Annotated in this window: 13 protein-coding genes and 1 tRNA gene; 2 read left to right on the top strand and 12 right to left on the bottom strand. The window is 66.7% G+C overall.

The window, feature by feature from the left end:
- Positions 1-39: 39 nt before the first annotated feature.
- The 6 genes from FJ951_RS07590 to FJ951_RS07565 all read right to left on the bottom strand — a co-directional run bounded on the left by FJ951_RS07590 (position 40) and on the right by FJ951_RS07565 (position 6,438).
- Positions 40-2,079 (bottom strand): hydantoinase/oxoprolinase family protein, encoded by a 2,040-nt coding sequence (locus FJ951_RS07590; protein ID WP_140514177.1) that lies wholly within the window; start codon positions 2,077-2,079, stop codon positions 40-42.
- A 147-nt stretch (positions 2,080-2,226) separates the two neighbouring features.
- On the bottom strand, positions 2,227-2,853 hold the full coding sequence (locus FJ951_RS07585) for a CDGSH iron-sulfur domain-containing protein (protein ID WP_140514175.1): 627 nt from the start codon (positions 2,851-2,853) through the stop codon (positions 2,227-2,229).
- A 107-nt stretch (positions 2,854-2,960) separates the two neighbouring features.
- The gene (locus tag FJ951_RS07580) at positions 2,961-3,332 is read right to left on the bottom strand and encodes a hypothetical protein (RefSeq protein WP_140491675.1); all 372 of its coding nucleotides are present in this window, start codon (positions 3,330-3,332) and stop codon (positions 2,961-2,963) included.
- 115 nt (positions 3,333-3,447) lie between these two features.
- Entirely contained in the window at positions 3,448-3,804 is a 357-nt protein-coding gene (locus FJ951_RS07575) for a hypothetical protein (protein ID WP_140514173.1), read from the bottom strand.
- Between the two features lie 48 nt (positions 3,805-3,852).
- Positions 3,853-5,337, bottom strand: a complete 1,485-nt coding sequence (locus FJ951_RS07570) for an aspartate aminotransferase family protein (protein ID WP_140514172.1) — start codon at positions 5,335-5,337, stop codon at positions 3,853-3,855.
- A 12-nt stretch (positions 5,338-5,349) separates the two neighbouring features.
- Positions 5,350-6,438, bottom strand: coding sequence for a pyridoxal-phosphate dependent enzyme (locus FJ951_RS07565; RefSeq protein WP_140514170.1), 1,089 nt, complete (start codon positions 6,436-6,438; stop codon positions 5,350-5,352).
- Between the two features lie 230 nt (positions 6,439-6,668).
- Here FJ951_RS07565 and FJ951_RS07560 point away from each other — a divergent pair, with 230 nt between their 5' ends.
- Together FJ951_RS07560 and FJ951_RS07555 are read left to right on the top strand one after the other, a co-directional pair.
- Complete coding sequence (locus tag FJ951_RS07560) at positions 6,669-8,753, top strand: transcriptional regulator (RefSeq protein WP_140514440.1); 2,085 nt, start codon at positions 6,669-6,671, stop codon at positions 8,751-8,753.
- A gap of 97 nt (positions 8,754-8,850) precedes the next feature.
- Complete coding sequence (locus FJ951_RS07555; protein WP_181172211.1) at positions 8,851-9,009, top strand: hypothetical protein; 159 nt, start codon at positions 8,851-8,853, stop codon at positions 9,007-9,009.
- 198 nt (positions 9,010-9,207) lie between these two features.
- On the opposite strand, the gene FJ951_RS07550 is transcribed toward FJ951_RS07555, so the two are convergent.
- From FJ951_RS07550 to FJ951_RS07525, 6 genes are all read right to left on the bottom strand, one after another.
- Positions 9,208-9,292: transfer RNA gene (locus FJ951_RS07550), tRNA-Leu, on the bottom strand.
- 137 nt (positions 9,293-9,429) lie between these two features.
- Entirely contained in the window at positions 9,430-10,050 is a 621-nt protein-coding gene (locus tag FJ951_RS07545) for a 2,3-bisphosphoglycerate-dependent phosphoglycerate mutase (protein WP_140514169.1), read from the bottom strand.
- A 93-nt stretch (positions 10,051-10,143) separates the two neighbouring features.
- Complete coding sequence (dapB, locus tag FJ951_RS07540; protein ID WP_140514168.1) at positions 10,144-10,986, bottom strand: 4-hydroxy-tetrahydrodipicolinate reductase; 843 nt, start codon at positions 10,984-10,986, stop codon at positions 10,144-10,146.
- Positions 10,983-12,854, bottom strand: coding sequence for an ABC transporter ATP-binding protein (locus tag FJ951_RS07535; RefSeq protein WP_140514167.1), 1,872 nt, complete (start codon positions 12,852-12,854; stop codon positions 10,983-10,985). The genes dapB and FJ951_RS07535 overlap by 4 nt, the downstream gene beginning before the upstream one ends.
- 160 nt (positions 12,855-13,014) lie before the next feature.
- Entirely contained in the window at positions 13,015-14,040 is a 1,026-nt protein-coding gene (locus FJ951_RS07530; RefSeq protein WP_140514166.1) for a glucokinase, read from the bottom strand.
- Between the two features lie 133 nt (positions 14,041-14,173).
- On the bottom strand, positions 14,174-14,722 hold the full coding sequence (locus FJ951_RS07525) for a cation transporter (protein WP_246671690.1): 549 nt from the start codon (positions 14,720-14,722) through the stop codon (positions 14,174-14,176).
- Positions 14,723-14,788 lie beyond the last annotated feature (66 nt).

The raw sequence follows: 14,788 nt of genomic DNA, 5'->3' as shown, positions 1-14,788 counted from the left end.
CGGCCATCTCCCCCACAAGAGGGGAGATTACACCCTCCATCACACCGCGATCCGTGGCCTGCCCGAAGCCACCGCCACCACATGCGCCTCGATGAACATACGCTGGGCTTCGACGGTGGAGACGCGGAATTCGGTCGCGACATCGATCTCGGCGCTGTCGGTGCCGGCGTCCCTGGCGCGCTCCGCGACGATGGCGCGCACATCGGCCTCGGCCGCCGCGATCGCCGCCGCCTCGTCGAGGAAATCGCGCACGGTCTCGCCCGAGGCAAGACGGAACAGACCTTCCTTGGGCTGGCTGACGCGCGCCTCCGCCGATACCCGGACCTGGCCGACCACGGCGCCGAGCGCGTTGGCGACATCCGTATCATCAGGCACCACGCAGTCATTGCCGACCAATGGCGGGAGTCCGGCATAGTGCAGCGGCGCCGAGGCGCCGAGGCCGATCACCGGCCGGTCGAGGGCGACGCTCAAGCGCGCAATGCCGGGATGCGCGTCGACGGCGCGCTGCACCAGCGCATGCGCAACGGTGGCCGCGCCGTCGAGCCCGTCCTCGGCGAAGGCGGTTTGAAGGATATATTCGGCCGACCAGCGCGTCAGCGCCGCCAGCACGCGCTCCGAGATCGCCTCGGGAGAGGCCGCGATCGCCTGGCCGCGGCCGTCGCGCTTGCGGGCAAACAGCTCTGCGCCGAGGCGGGCGGCCGCGGCATCCCAGTTCGCCTGCTTGCCAAGCACATGCGCCGCATCCGACGGCGTGAACCCTGAAATGTGCACCAGCCCGCGCGACACCAGGCGGTTCAAGGTGGCGTTCTGGGCATTCGAGGTCAAAAGCCTGTCGAGAGGCAAAGGCATTGCGCCGATCGCTTCATAGAGCCTTGCTTCCGGAGCGGTCAGCCCGGCGGCAAGACGGTCGGGCACGCCGGTGCGCACCGCGAAACGGCCGTCCATGCGGCCGGTGTTCGGCGCGCGCAGCTGGCGCTCGAGTTCCGCCAGAACCGCCTCGCGATGCACCATGCCGGCCAGCGCCAGCGGCACCAGCCGGCGCGGTCCAAGCAGGAGCCTGGGGTTGAGAGCGCCGTCTTCCAATGCCACTTCGGAATCGCCGCCGAGGCCGAAGGTGCGCATGGCGACCGCTTCGACCATGGTGCGAAAGCCGCCGACGGTGGCGCCTTCCGGATCGAGCCGCGGCCGGCCCTTGTCGAGCACGGCAACGTCGGTGGTGGTGCCGCCGATGTCGGAAACCACCGCGTTTTCCAATCCGGTCATGTGGTGCGCCCCGACCAGGCTGGCGGCCGGGCCGGACAGAATGGTCTCGATCGGCCGCTGGCGGGCGAACGCCGCCGACACCAGCGCACCGTCGCCGCGCACCACCATCAGGGGCGCCGCGATGCCGCGCGCCTCGAGAAAGCCTTCGGTCGCCGCCACCAGCCGGTCGATCATCGAGATCAGCCGGGCGTTGAGCAGCGTCGTCAGCGCCCGGCGCGGGCCGCCGAGCTTGGCCGACAATTCATGGCTCGCGGTGACCGGCAGGCCGGTTTTCTCCCGGATCAGCTCGCGGGCGGCGATCTCGTGCGCCGGGTTGCGGGTGGCGAAATAGGCGCAGACGGCAAAGCCCGAGACCGAGCCGCCGAGTTCGGGCAGCGCCGCCTCGAGGCCGGACAGGTCGAGCTTGGCGGTATTGCCGTGCACATCATGACCGCCAGGGCAGAACACGACCGGATCGGTGCCCAATGCCGCCTTCAGCCCATCGCGGGCAAGGTCCGCCTCGGAAAAGCCGATCATGATCAGCGCGACGCGGCCGCCCTGGCCCTCGACCAGCGCGTTGGTGGCAAGCGTCGTCGACATGGAGACAAGCTTGATGGCGGCCGGATCGGTGACCGCTTTTTCCAGAACCGCGTCGACGGCGCCGGAAATGCCAACGGCGAGATCGTGCCTGGTGGTCAGAGCCTTGGCCTTGGCCAGCACCTTTCCCTTGTTCGGCCCGCTCTGCGGGCCTTCGGTTTCAGACCACAGCACGGCATCGGTGTAGGTGCCGCCGGTGTCGATGCCGAGGAAAAGAGGTTTTGGCTTGGTCTTGGTCATGTCTGATGATGGCCCGAGCAGATAGGAAAATGCTTCTCGCCCTTAACCTATAGCGGCCGGACGATAAAGCTGAGAGCGCTGGGCCACGGGAGGGGTTCGATCTCCCCCACGAGGGGGGAGATTGGCAGCTTCAATGGCAGGGTCAACCTACCCCACGAACCCAACCTTTTTATGCGACCCATCGCAATACGGCTTGTTCGCCGAATGGCCGCAGCGGCATAGGAAGGCGCGTTGCGTGCGGTCGACCGTGTGGCCGGTGCCGGTGACGATTTCCATATTGCCTTCGAGCTTGAGCGGCCCGTCTTTCGTCGGCGTAACCTTGAGTGGCCCGTCGCGCGCGTCCAGCGCCGGCGTGTCCTTCAGCGCCGGCTCGCCGGTGGCGGCAAAACCTGATTTGTTGTGGCTGCCGTCGCAGAACGGCTTGTTCTGCGACGCGCCGCAGCGGCAGAGCGTGGCGCGGTGTAACGTCTCGCCGTCGAGCATAATCTCGGCGTGGACGGCCAGCGGGCCGTTTTCCCTGATGCGCACGGTGTTGACCACCGGCGGCCTTTCCTGCGGCCCGCCATCCTTCCTGACATAGGTAATGGCGCCTGACGGGCAGCTTTCGGCAATGGCGACGATCTTCTCGACGGTGGCCGCGTCGGGATGGATCCACTCTCCCGGCGCGTTCGGCACGAAGACATGCGGATCGCCCAGCACGCAATTGCGCGAATGGATGCAGCGCCGGCCGGCAAAGCCGACGTCTATCTTCTCGCCCTCGACCGGACCTGCCATCGCCTTGCTCCTGTTGCCTGACGCACGCCGCCTGGATGCGGCGTGCTTTGGGTGCTGTTCTTGCAGGCTATGCCCCAGGCAGGAAAAGCGTCAAGCTGGCAAGCCGGTCAGGGAACCAGTTCGATCTCCTCGGTCTCGCCGCCGCTGCAGGTATAGCAGCAATCGTCGCATTTTTCCTTGTCGCCGGGGCCGACGCCCCAATAGGTGCCTTCGTCGCCGTCGACCCAGGCGCCGTAGCAGATCGATTCGCCCTCGTCGCAAGAGACCGGCAGTTGCCTGGTCTCGCCGTCATCGAGGTAGAAATCCTTGCCGTTGCCCGGCCACACATAGTCGCGGTCCTGGCTGTAGAGCTCGAGGCGCATGGCATTGGGATGGCTGTTCTTGATGGCGAAGGTGACGTCGCCGGCATGGGCCGACGGCACCAGCAGCATGGCAAGAGACAGCGCGGCCAGCGAGCGGCGCGCATAGGCGTAGAACATGGTATCCCCCAAAAATAAACGGCCCACCCGGCCGCCCCGCGGGCATTGCACGGGGCGAGCGATCGCTAAAGGGGTCGACCGCGACAATCCCGGACTAATTTTGGGGAGATTGGCGCTACTCGACCAGGTCGACGGTCTCGGTCGAATGGTGCACGCAGATGAAACAGCAATCGTCGCAGGGCCGGTCGTTGTCCGGCCCGACGCCGGCCGAGACGGCGTCGTTGCCGTTGACCCACGCGCCGTAGCAGATGCGTTCGCCCTCATTGCACGAAATCGGCACCGATTTGCGTGAGCCGGGATCGATCAGGAACACCTTGTCGTCGCCCGGCCAGACCGTTTCGCGGTCGCGGCTGAACAGTTCGACCGCAACGGCCTGCCCGCGCTGGTTCTTGACGAAGAAAGCCATGTCGGCCGCCCCGGCCGAGGTGGCGAAGACCAATGCCGCGAGTGTGGCCGCGCGAAAGAGCGTCACGATTGGACCTTTCGAATCATGCCGGCAGACTCGCATGGCCGCCGCGAACTAGGAAGCCGCCTCCGCCGCGATCTGGCGTCCCAGCCGCAGCGTTTCCCGCACCAGCAGGTGAAGATCGTCGCGCCGGGTCCGGTGGTTGGTGATCGCCACGCGCAGGCAATGCTGGCCTTGCACCGTCGTGTCCGACAGTGCCGCAATGCCTTGTTCCTGCAAACGCAGCATGATCTCCGTGTTGAACCGCTTAAGCTCCTCGCCGGACGCCCCGGCAAGCCGATGCCGGAAGCAGACGATGTTGATCGTGGTCGGCGCCATCAGCACCAGCGACGGCTCGTCCTCGATCAGTCCGGCGAGATAGGCCGCTTGCGCGATGTTCTGGTCGATCAGGCGGCCGAATTTGTCGATGCCATGCTCCTTCAGCGCCATCCATACTTTGAGCGCGCGAAAGCCGCGCGACGTCTGCAAACCATAGTCGTGCAGCCATTCGCCGGAGGCGAGACCACGCGGCGTCGATTCCAGATATTCGGGCGTCACGGCGAAGGTACGGCGATGCGCGAGGGCGTCCCTGACCAGGGCGCAGCCGGCCTCGAACGGCGCGTGCAGCCATTTGTGCGGATCGAGCGCGATCGAATCGGCCCATTCGATGCCGGCGACGCGATGGGCGTTCTGCGGAGCGATGGCGACCAGGGCGCCGATGCAGCCATCGACATGGAACCAGAGCTCTTCCTCATGCGCCAGCTTGGCAAGCGCCCGCAGATCGTCGATCGCTCCGGTGTTGACGGTGCCGGCATTGCCGATGACGCAGGCCGGTTTGAAGCCCGCCTGGCGGTCCTCGGCAATTGCCGCCCGCAAGGCAGCGATGTCGATGCGCAGCCCGGCATCGGTCGGTATTCGCCGCAAGGCCCGGTTGCCGAGGCCGAGCGCCTCCATGGCTTTGCGGTGACAGGAATGGAGCTGGTCCGAGCCATAATAGCGCAGGGGCTTCTCGATGGCGGCAACGCCATGCTCGCGCACGTCGATGCCGGCCTTGACGTTACGCGCCACCGTCAGCCCGATCATGTTGGCCATCGAACCGCCGCTGACCAGCGTGCCGCTGGCCGAGACGGGAAACCCCAGCATTTGCTTGCACCAGTTGACGACCTGGCAGTCCATCAGCCCGGCGGCATGGTTGCCGCCGCCGAGGTTGGAACCCTGGATCGCCGCCAGGAAATCGCCGAGCGCGCCGGTGAAGTTGCTCGAGCCCATGTACCAGGCCCAGAAGCGAGGATGGATGTTGCCCATCGGGTATGACATCACGGTGCGGGAGACCTCGCCATAGACGGCGGCCAGCCGCGCCGGCGTTCGCGGCAGGGGTGCGGCGAAGACCTCCCTCACGTCAGCCGGCACCTCCCGCCAGACCGGACGGTCGCGCACGTCGCGCAGATAGTCGACGGCATCGTCAATGACCCGGTGCGACAGGGCCTGCACATCGGCCCAGTCCAGGGGGTCAAGCGTCTCCTCGGCCACAGCGCCAAGGGTTTCCTGCGCGACGTCCATGACAGCCTCCCGTCAAGCCGCCGGGAACTGGCAGCCGGGCGTCGATCGCGACAACCCCATCTCGTCGGCGTCCATCTCGGCATCGATGCCGTCGAACAGCGGCGTCGTTATGTAGCGTTCTCCGGTGTCGGGCAGCATGCACAGGATCACCGATCCGGCCGGCGCCTCCTCGGCGACCTGCCGCGCGACGGCGAAGGTGGCGCCGCCGGAAATCCCGGTGAAGATGCCTTCCTTCCGCGCCAGCGCCTTGGCCCATTTGATGCCTTCGGGCCCGGCGATCGGCATCACCTCGTCATAGAGGCCGGCATCGACCGCTTCCTGCAGCACGTTGGGGATGAAATCAGGCGTCCAGCCCTGGATCGGATGCGGCTCGAAGGCCGGGTGGCTGGCGGCGGGCGCCCCGTCGGCACCGCGCTGCTGCGCCTTGCCGCTGCCGATGAGCTGGGCGTTGGCCGGCTCGGACAGGATGATACGGACATCCGGCCGCTCACGGCGCAGCACGCGCGCCACGCCGACGACGGTGCCGCCAGTGCCGTAGCCGGTGACGAAGCAATCGAGCCGCGAGCCGGCGAAATCATTGATGATCTCGCGCGCCGTCGTCGCCTCGTGGATGGCGGCGTTGGCCCTGGTTTCGAACTGTCGCGCCAGGAACCAGCCATTGGCCTCGGCCAGCTCCACGGCCTTCTTGTACATGCCGAACCCCTTTTCGGCGCGCGGCGTCAACACCACCTTGGCACCCAGCATGCGCATCAGCTTGCGGCGCTCGACGGAAAAGCTGTCGGCCATGGTGACGACCAGCGGATAGGCTTTCTGGGCGCAGACCATGGCGAGCCCGATGCCGGTGTTGCCGCTGGTGGCCTCGACGATGGTCTGGCCCGGCTTCAACGCGCCGCTGCGCTCGCCCTCCTCGATGATGTTGAGCGCCAGCCGGTCCTTCACCGAGGCAGCCGGGTTGAAGAACTCGGCCTTGACGTAGATCGTCGCGTGGGCCGGGCCAAGATTGTTGATGCGGATGACCGGCGTGTCGCCGACCGTGTCCAAAATGCTGTCGAACAGGCGGCCGCGGCCGGCCGTGGTTCTGATTCTTGCTTGCTGCAACATATCTGTCTCCTCGTCTGTGTTGGTACCTTGCGGTCACGGGCCGGTTACAAACCGGCGGCTTGGGCGGCGAGGTTTCGAGACCTTGCCGCGCTAGGGTCGCTCGACGTGCCGGCAATGCGGCTGCCCGCATCCCGGCGCGCAACTCGCAACCGGGTGCGTTCATGCCGTGTTCGGTGATAAACGAGGGCCGACCGGCCAACGTGGGAGGAAGCGTGGGAGCAAGCGTGGAAATGCACGTGGAATCCGCTCGACCGAGCCTGGATCGCGGCAAGCCCGCTCTTGCCGTGCGCCTGCTCGGGCCGTTCGCGGTCGTGCGCGATGGCGTGCGGGCCGAATTGCCGGCATCGCGCAAGCTGCGCGCGCTGCTTGCCTATCTGGCGCTGGCGCCGCATCCGGTGGGACGCGCTCGGCTGTGCGAGCTCTTGTGGGATGTTCCGAACGACCCCAGGGGCGAGTTGCGTTGGTGCCTCAGCAAGCTTCGCACCGTCCTCGACGAGCCGGGGCACCGTCGGGTCGAGACACAGGACGACACGGTCGCATTGCGCCTCGACGGCTGTTTCGTCGACGCGCTGGAGGTTAGCGCCGCCGCCGCGCAAGGGATCGCCTCGCTCGACGCGGAGCGCCTGCGATCGCTGTCGGAGCTGTTCGCCGGCGACTTTCTCGACGGTCTGGAGCTCGACCGCAGTCCGTTTTTCGAGAGTTGGCTGATCGCGCAGCGCCGCCGCTTCCAGTCGTCTCACGCCGCCGTGCTGGAGCACCTGGTCGCGGCGCTTCCGCCCGGTTCGGAGGCGGCAGCAGCCGGTCTTGACCGGTGGGTGGAGCTGGCGCCGTTCGACGGCCGCGCGCATCTGGCGCTGCTCACGCATCTGGCCGGGCGCGGCGCCATCGGCGCGGCCGAGCAGCACCTGACGGCGACGGCGCAATTGTTCCAATCGGAAGGGTTGGACTTCGGACCGGTGCGCGCGGCCTGGCAGGCGCTGCGCGACAAGCCAGCGGAAGATCGGCCAGCGGAAGATCGGCCGTCGATAGATCGGCCGGCGGTAGATCGGCCGGCTGTAGATCGGCTTGCGGCGCAGCCCGCCGGCATCGCGGCATCGCCGCCGTCGCCCGCCCCAGTGGGCGTGGAGCCCAGCCACGCCTCGCTGGCGGTGATGCCGTTCGTCGAGACTGCCGGCCCTTGCGGCACGCGCGGCGGGATCGCCGACGGCCTGACCCATGACATCATCACGCGTCTGGCCAAGCTCAGGGATTTCTTCGTCATCGCGCGCGGCTCGGTCTTCGCGCTCGCCGAGAAAAACATCGCGCCGCAGGAAGCGGGGCGGCAGCTGAATGTGGACTATGTCGCCACCGGCACGGTGGGCACCGTGGCCGGCCGCGTCATCATCGCCGTCGAGCTCATCGAGGTTCGCACGGCCAGGATCGTCTGGGCCGAGAGCTTCGAGCGCCGGGCCGACGACCTCTTCGGCGTGCTCGACGATATCGGCAACGCGATCGTCTCGTCTATCTCGGCCGAGATCGAGACGGTCGAGCGCAACCGCGCCATGCTGAAGGCGCCCAACTCGCTCAACGCCTGGGAGGCCTATCACCGCGGCCTCTGGCACATGTATCGCTTCACCCAGCCGGAAAACGAGTTGGCGCAGCATTTCTTCAGCGTGGCGACGGCGCTCGACCCGACCTTCGCCCGCGCCCATGCCGGCCTGTCCTTCACCCATTGGCAAAGCGCTTTCCAGCGCTGGGGCGACCGCGACCACGAAAGCGCGCTAGCCTACGAGACAGCGGGGCACAGTCTCCTGGTTGACGAACAGAACCCTGCCGCGCACTGGGCGATGGGCCGGGCGCTGTGGCTGCGCGGCGAACAGGACGGGTCGCTCTTCGAATTGGAACGGGCAGTGGAGCTCAGCCCCAATTTCGCGCTCGGCCACTATGCGCTGTCCTTCGTCCACTCGCAGTCAGGCGATCCGCAGTCGGCGATCGGCTCCTCCGACCATTCGCGCCATCTCAGCCCTTTCGACCCGCTGCTGTTCGGCATGCTGGGCGCGCGCGCCATGTCGCATGTGCGGCTCGGCCAGTTCGAGGAAGCGGCAGAATGGGCGCTGAAGGCGGCGGCGCGGCCCAATGCCCACGCCATCATCCTGGCGATAGCAGCACACTGCCTGGCGCTGGCCGGGCGGCTCGACGAGGCACGCAATTTCGCCGCCGCCCTCCGCAAGGCGCTGCCGGACTACCGCGCCGACGATTTCATCGGCACGTTCCGTTTCGAGGCGGACGCGGAGGCATTGTTCCGGCAAGGCGCAAAGCGGATCGGATTGAACTGAACCCGCGCAATTCCCGCCGATTAACGATTTCGGAAGGGGTTGTTTAACCGTTCGTCGCTATGTCAGCGCCCGGGAGGGGCATGACAGAGAGTGTATGATGAGCGACAGCCCTGACAAGCGCAATGAATGGCGCGCCATTCTTTACGTACAAGCCCGCGTGGCGGTCCTGTTCGTCCCGGTCGTCGCCAGCCTGCTGATCATCGCCGCACTTGCCGCAACGACCGCAAATCCGTTCCCGCCGTCGACCGGACGGTGACAGGGTCCGTGCGATAAGGGCACGGTCATCGACAGCGCACGTTTCCCGGCGGGCGTGCGCATGATGTCGGGCAAATCCCCGCGGCTTTCTGTCGGCGGGAATGACCAGGCGATCGGTCGCACAGGCAACAAAAAAGCCCGGACGAGCCGGGCTTTTTCTGCGAGTCTCTGAACCGTCTAACGGTTCGAAACGGGAATTTGGTGCCCAGAAGAGGACTCGAACCTCCACTCCTTGCGGAACACGGACCTGAACCGTGCGCGTCTACCAATTCCGCCATCTGGGCTGGTGCGGGCTCAATAAGCGGGCAAGCGGTGTGTGTCAACGCGGTTTTTGGAACATGATCCCGAAAGGTGGAATCGGCTTTCACAAAAGGCCATGCCCGGCAAGAGCCGCAGCCTCCGACTGCCGGCTCCGGACCGGTCAGCCCTCCAGCACTTCCTTCGACGCCACGGTGGAATCGGCGTTGAGCGTGTAGATGACCGGCACGCCGGTGCCGAGCTCCAGCTTGACGATCTCCTCGCCCGACTTGCCGTCCAGGGCCATGATCAGCGCACGCAGCGAATTTCCGTGGGCGGCGACCAGTACCGTGCCGCCGCGCAGCACATGCGGCTGGAGGTCGTGCAGGTAATAAGGCCAGACGCGGGCGCCGGTGTCCTTCAGGCTTTCGCCACCGGGGGGCGGCACGTCGTAGGAGCGGCGCCAGACATGCACTTGCTCCTCGCCCCATTTCTTGCGCGCGTCGTCCTTGTTGAGGCCGGAGAGGTCGCCATAGTCGCGCTCGTTCAGCGCCTGGTCGCGAACGGTTTTCAGGTCGCTCTGGCCGACGGCGTCAAGAATGTGCTGGCAGGTTTTTTGCGCCCGGACCAGCGCCGAGGTGAAGGCGATGTCGAACTTCAGGCCGCGTGCCTTGAGCTTCTGCCCGGCTGCCTTGGCCTCGGCGTGGCCCTGTTCGGTCAGGTCGACGTCACGCCAGCCGGTGAACAGGTTCTTCAAATTCCATTCGCTCTGGCCATGGCGCACGAGCACGAGGGTTCTCGACATTTTTGCTCCTCTGGGATCTGAGCAATTCCAGCAGAAGTGGGAAGCGGTTTTCTGTCCGGAATTGCATGTGGATGAAGATGGTCCGGGGTCGTTTCAGGCAAGCCCGAGCACGTCCCGCATCGAGTAAAGGCCGGGCTTCCTGCCATGCGCCCACAGGGCTGCCTTGACGGCGCCGCGGGCGAAGATGGTGCGGTCCTCGGCATGATGGGCCAGCGTGATGCGTTCGCCGGTGCCGGCCAGGATGACGCTGTGGTCGCCGACCACCGAGCCGCCGCGCAGGGTTGCGAAGCCTATCGAACCCGGCTTGCGCACGCCGGTGTGGCCATCGCGGACGCGCACATCGTTGCCGGCAAGCGGCACGCCACGCCCCGCGGCGGCGGCTTCGCCCAGCAGCAGAGCGGTGCCGGACGGCGCGTCGACCTTGTGCCTGTGATGCATTTCGAGGATCTCGATGTCGAAATCCCCGGCGTCGAGGGCGCGCGCGGCCTGTTCGACCAGCACCGCCAGGAGATTGACGCCGAGGCTCATATTGCCCGACTTGACGATCGTGGCATGGCGCGCCGCGGCGGCGATTCTGGCATCGTCGTCGGCCGAGCAGCCGGTCGTGCCGATGACATGGACGATGCGCGCCTGCGCCGCATAGCCGGCGAATTCGACGGTTGCAGCCGGCGCGGTGAAATCGAGCACGCCGTCCGCCCCGGCGAAGGCCGGCAGCGGATCGTCCGATATCGGCACATTGATGATGCCGATGCCGGCAAGCTCGCCTGCATCCTTGCCGAGATAGGGCGATCCCTGCCGCTCGATCGCGCCGGCGACGCGTGCGCCCGGCATTGTGTGGATGGCGCGGATCAGCGTCTGGCCCATGCGGCCGGCGGCGCCCACCACCACCAGGCCCATATCGCCCGCGGGTCTGTCGGCTGTCGGCGTTTCACTCATCTCGCGCTCCCGGCGATGCCCTGCGTCTCGATAGGTTGCGTCGGCCCTGGCGCCGGAGTTTGGGGTGGCGCGCCGTCATCGACAAGCCCCAGGCCCTTCCTGCCCTGCACCCGGTGGAAGCGGGAATAGACGCTGTGCGGGTCGGCCATCAGCGAGGCATGGGTGCCCTGTTCGACCAGATGACCCTGTTCCAGCACGATGATGTGGTCGGCATTGACCACCGTCGACAGCCGGTGGGCGATGACGATGGTGGTGCGCCCCTCCATGACGTGGGTCAGCGCTTCCTGGACCTTGGCTTCCGCCTCATTGTCGAGCGCCGAGGTCGCCTCGTCGAGCAGCAGGATCGGCGCCTGACGGACGATGGCGCGGGCGATCGACACACGCTGGCGCTGGCCGCCCGACAGCGACGCGCCGTTTTCGCCGACGGGCGTGTCGTAGCCCAGCGGCTGCTGGCGGATGAAGCCGTCGGCCTGGGCCAGTCGCGCGGCCTGCTCGATCTCGGCGTCTGTGGCGGAGAGCCGGCCATAGCGGATGTTGTCGCGGATGGTGCCTTCGAACAGATAGGGCTGCTGCGAAACATAGGCGATGGAGCTGCGCAGCGACTGCTTGGTGATCTTCGAAATGTCCTGGCCGTCGATCTCGATCGTACCCGACTCGACGTCGTAGAAGCGCTGCAGCAGCGCCACCAGCGTCGTCTTGCCGGCGCCGGAGGCGCCGACGATGGCGGTCATCTTGCCGGCGGCGGCGACGAAGCTGAGGTCCTGCAGGACCGGTGCCTCCTCGACATAGCGGAAGCTCACATTGTTGAACCGCACTTCGCCCGTGGTGAAATTGGCCTCGGCGGCTCCCGGCGCATCGCCCTGCTGCGGCTCGAGATCGAGGATTTCGTAGATCATGCGCGCATTGACCAACGCGCGCTCCATGCCGACCTGCATGCGCGCCAGCCGCCTTGCCGGGTCGTAGGCCAGCATCAGCGCGGTGATGAAGGAGAAGACGGCGCCCGGCGGCTGCCCGAGGACGAGCGCACGATAGCCGGAGTAGGCGATGACGCCGGTGACGGCGAGACCGGCCAGCATGTCGGAAATCGGCGACAGCCGTTCCGAAACCCGGGCGATCTTGTTGCCGCGGTGCTCGGCGCTGTTGGCGAGCTGGCCGATGCGCCGCGACAGCTCGTCCTCCATGGTGAAGGCCTTGACGATGGCGATGCCTTGCGTGGCTTCCTGCATGGCGCCGATCAGCCGCGAGTTGATCTGCACCGATTCGCGGGTGATGCGGCGCACCCGGCGCATCAGATAGACAACGGTGTAGATGAGCGGCGGCCCGATCACCAGCGAGCTGAGCGACAGGACCGGATCCTGGTAGATCATGACGCCGAGCAGCCCGAACAGCGTCACCCCGTCGCGCGCGATCGACGTCAGCGTCATCGACAGCAGGTCGCGAATGCCGTTGACGTTCTCGTTGACCTGCGCTGCCAGCCGGCCCGATCTCGTGTCGTTGAAGAAACCGACGCCGAGCTTCATCAGGTGATCGAAGATGCGGCGCTGGTAGCGCGCAACCAGATTGTTGCCGACGGTCGCCAGCGTCACCGCCTGGCCGTAGCCGGCGAAACCGCGCACGAGAAAGGCGCCCATGACGCCGGCGCAAATCCACACGATCAGATCGCCGCGCCGCTCGTAGAAGATCTGGTTGACGACAGGGCTCATGATCCAGGCGGTGAAAGCGGTCGTGGCGGATACCGCCAGCAGGCAGGCGCCGGCAAAGATGTAGGACCAAAGGTAGTCGCGGCCGTTCTCCGCGATGATACGGCGCAGCACCGCCCAGACCTCGCCGGGAGTGGCTTTCTGCTTATGTGGAGCTTGGAGTGTCAAATCGGGAGCGCTTCGTGGTTTCCGCTTGGCAAGACCGGGCTGCACACAGCATCCCTTCTGGCGCCCCTCTTAGCGCCAAGCGGCCGGCTTGCCTATGCCCGCGGCTGATTAACTTCGTCGCGGGGACCGGACGGACGCCTGGTCCGTCATGCGGCCCAGCCTAGGCCTGCCAGCGGCGGCCGGCGGTCTGCACACCGAACAGCGAAGGGTTCCTGGCGTAGGCGGCGAGGCCCAGAAGTGCCGCCAGCGGATGGGTGATGACATAGACGGGCATGGTGCGCATCAATTCGCTATGCGGGGCCTTGTCCTCGAAGGCGGCGCGGAAATTGCCCTGTTTCAGCGCCGGCACGATCTTCTGCGCGATGCCGCCGGTGAGAAAGACGCCGCCACGGCTCATGAACACCAAGGCGAGATCGCCGGCGGTGCGCCCAAGGCAGGTGACGAAGATCTCCAGGGCTTCCTGCGCAACCGGATCGGTCCTGGCAAGTGCCGCTGCGGTGATCTCGGCCGGCGTGGTGAAGGGCGACGGCTTGCCGTCCGCCTTGGCCACCGCCCGGTAGACGTTGACCAGGCCGCGTCCGCACAGGATCTGTTCGCCCGAAATGCGGCCGTCGATCTTCTCGATATGCGGGAAAACCTCGAAATCCCTGCTAGAACGCGGGCCGATGTCCATATGGCCGCCCTCGCCGGGCACCGGGATCCAGTGGCGCAGCGCGTGCACCAGCCCGGCGACGCCGAGCCCGGTTCCGGGACCGAGCACCACGCGGCCTGCATTGGGCTCCGGCGCGCCGCCGCCGATCTTTTCCATGTGCTCTTCGCCGAGCGCCACGACGGCCAGCGCCTGCGCCTCGAAATCGTTGAGCACGACGATGTCGCTGAGGCCGAGGCTGGCGAACATCTGCCGGGGCTTGACGATCCACGGGCAATTGGTGAGCTCGATCTCGTCGCCATCGACCGGGCCGGCCACCGCCAGCACCGCCGAATTGGGGCGGACCGAGGAGCGGTCGAGCACCGCCGCCTGGATCGCCTCGTCGATTGTGTTGTAGCTGGCGGTCTGGACGATCGCCGGCTCGCCGGCTTCCGAATTGGCGTCGAGCACGACCGAGAAGCGCGCATTGGTGCCGCCGATGTCGCCGATCAGGATCGGGAACCGCAGCGCCGTGTCGTCGTCGCCTGTGTTTGGCATGCTTTCTCGTCCGTCCCCGGCGCCCGACGGCTCATTGCCGTTCTCCCGTTGACTAGCGCATGAGTTTGAAAAGGGAAACGGTTTTCGAAACCGATGGTGCGCACGACCGATTTATGAAGTCGAACGGCCGCGACTAGGCTGCCGCCTTGTGCTCCTCGCGGGCAGCGGACCAGACCTCGCGGGCCGCATCGGCGTTCATGGCGGCAATTCCCAGGCCGACAATCAGGTCGGGCCACGCAGAATGCCAGATCACCGCGGTGAGAAGGCCCGCGGCGATTATGGCGACGTTGGCAAAGGCGTCGTTCCGCGCGGAGAGGAACGCGGCCTTTGTCAGGCTGCCGCCGTGATGGCGGAAGCGCGCCAGCATGAACGCGCAAGACAGATTCACGGCCAAAGCCCCGGCGCCCGCAAGCGACAGCGGCAGCGGCGACGGCGCGACCGGCAGGTTGAACTTGGCCCAAGCCGTCCAGAGCGTTGCCAACGCGGGCACCAGAAGAATCGCCGCCAGAGCCATGCCGACCCTTGCGCGACTGCGGGCGCCCCAGCCCAGGGCAACGAGAATAAGCAAATTGAGCGAGGCATCTTCCAGGAAATCGACGCTGTCCGCGAACAGCGACACGGAGCCGATCGCGGATGCCACGGCGAACTCGACGATGAAGTAGCCCAGGTTCAGAAGGGCCACCCACCAGACGACGCGGCGAAGGCCTATATCCTGCGTTTGCAATGCCGGCCCTCCTGCTCACGGGGT

Source organism: Mesorhizobium sp. B2-2-3 (assembly GCF_006442405.1).
Taxonomy (GTDB): Bacteria; Pseudomonadota; Alphaproteobacteria; order Rhizobiales; family Rhizobiaceae; genus Mesorhizobium.
Note: the sequence above shows the minus strand (reverse complement) of the source record. Positions and strands in the feature narration are given on the sequence as shown.

Coding starts and splice junctions, on each gene's coding strand:
- FJ951_RS07590 (WP_140514177.1), bottom strand. CDS start 2,079: ATGACCAAGACCAAGCCAAAACCTCTTTTCCTCGGCATCGACACCGGC.
- FJ951_RS07585 (WP_140514175.1), bottom strand. CDS start 2,853: ATGGCAGGTCCGGTCGAGGGCGAGAAGATAGACGTCGGCTTTGCCGGC.
- FJ951_RS07580 (WP_140491675.1), bottom strand. CDS start 3,332: ATGTTCTACGCCTATGCGCGCCGCTCGCTGGCCGCGCTGTCTCTTGCC.
- FJ951_RS07570 (WP_140514172.1), bottom strand. CDS start 5,337: ATGGACGTCGCGCAGGAAACCCTTGGCGCTGTGGCCGAGGAGACGCTT.
- FJ951_RS07565 (WP_140514170.1), bottom strand. CDS start 6,438: ATGTTGCAGCAAGCAAGAATCAGAACCACGGCCGGCCGCGGCCGCCTG.
- FJ951_RS07560 (WP_140514440.1), top strand. CDS start 6,669: ATGCACGTGGAATCCGCTCGACCGAGCCTGGATCGCGGCAAGCCCGCT.
- FJ951_RS07555 (WP_181172211.1), top strand. CDS start 8,851: ATGAGCGACAGCCCTGACAAGCGCAATGAATGGCGCGCCATTCTTTAC.
- FJ951_RS07545 (WP_140514169.1), bottom strand. CDS start 10,050: ATGTCGAGAACCCTCGTGCTCGTGCGCCATGGCCAGAGCGAATGGAAT.
- dapB (WP_140514168.1), bottom strand. CDS start 10,986: ATGAGTGAAACGCCGACAGCCGACAGACCCGCGGGCGATATGGGCCTG.
- FJ951_RS07530 (WP_140514166.1), bottom strand. CDS start 14,040: ATGCCAAACACAGGCGACGACGACACGGCGCTGCGGTTCCCGATCCTG.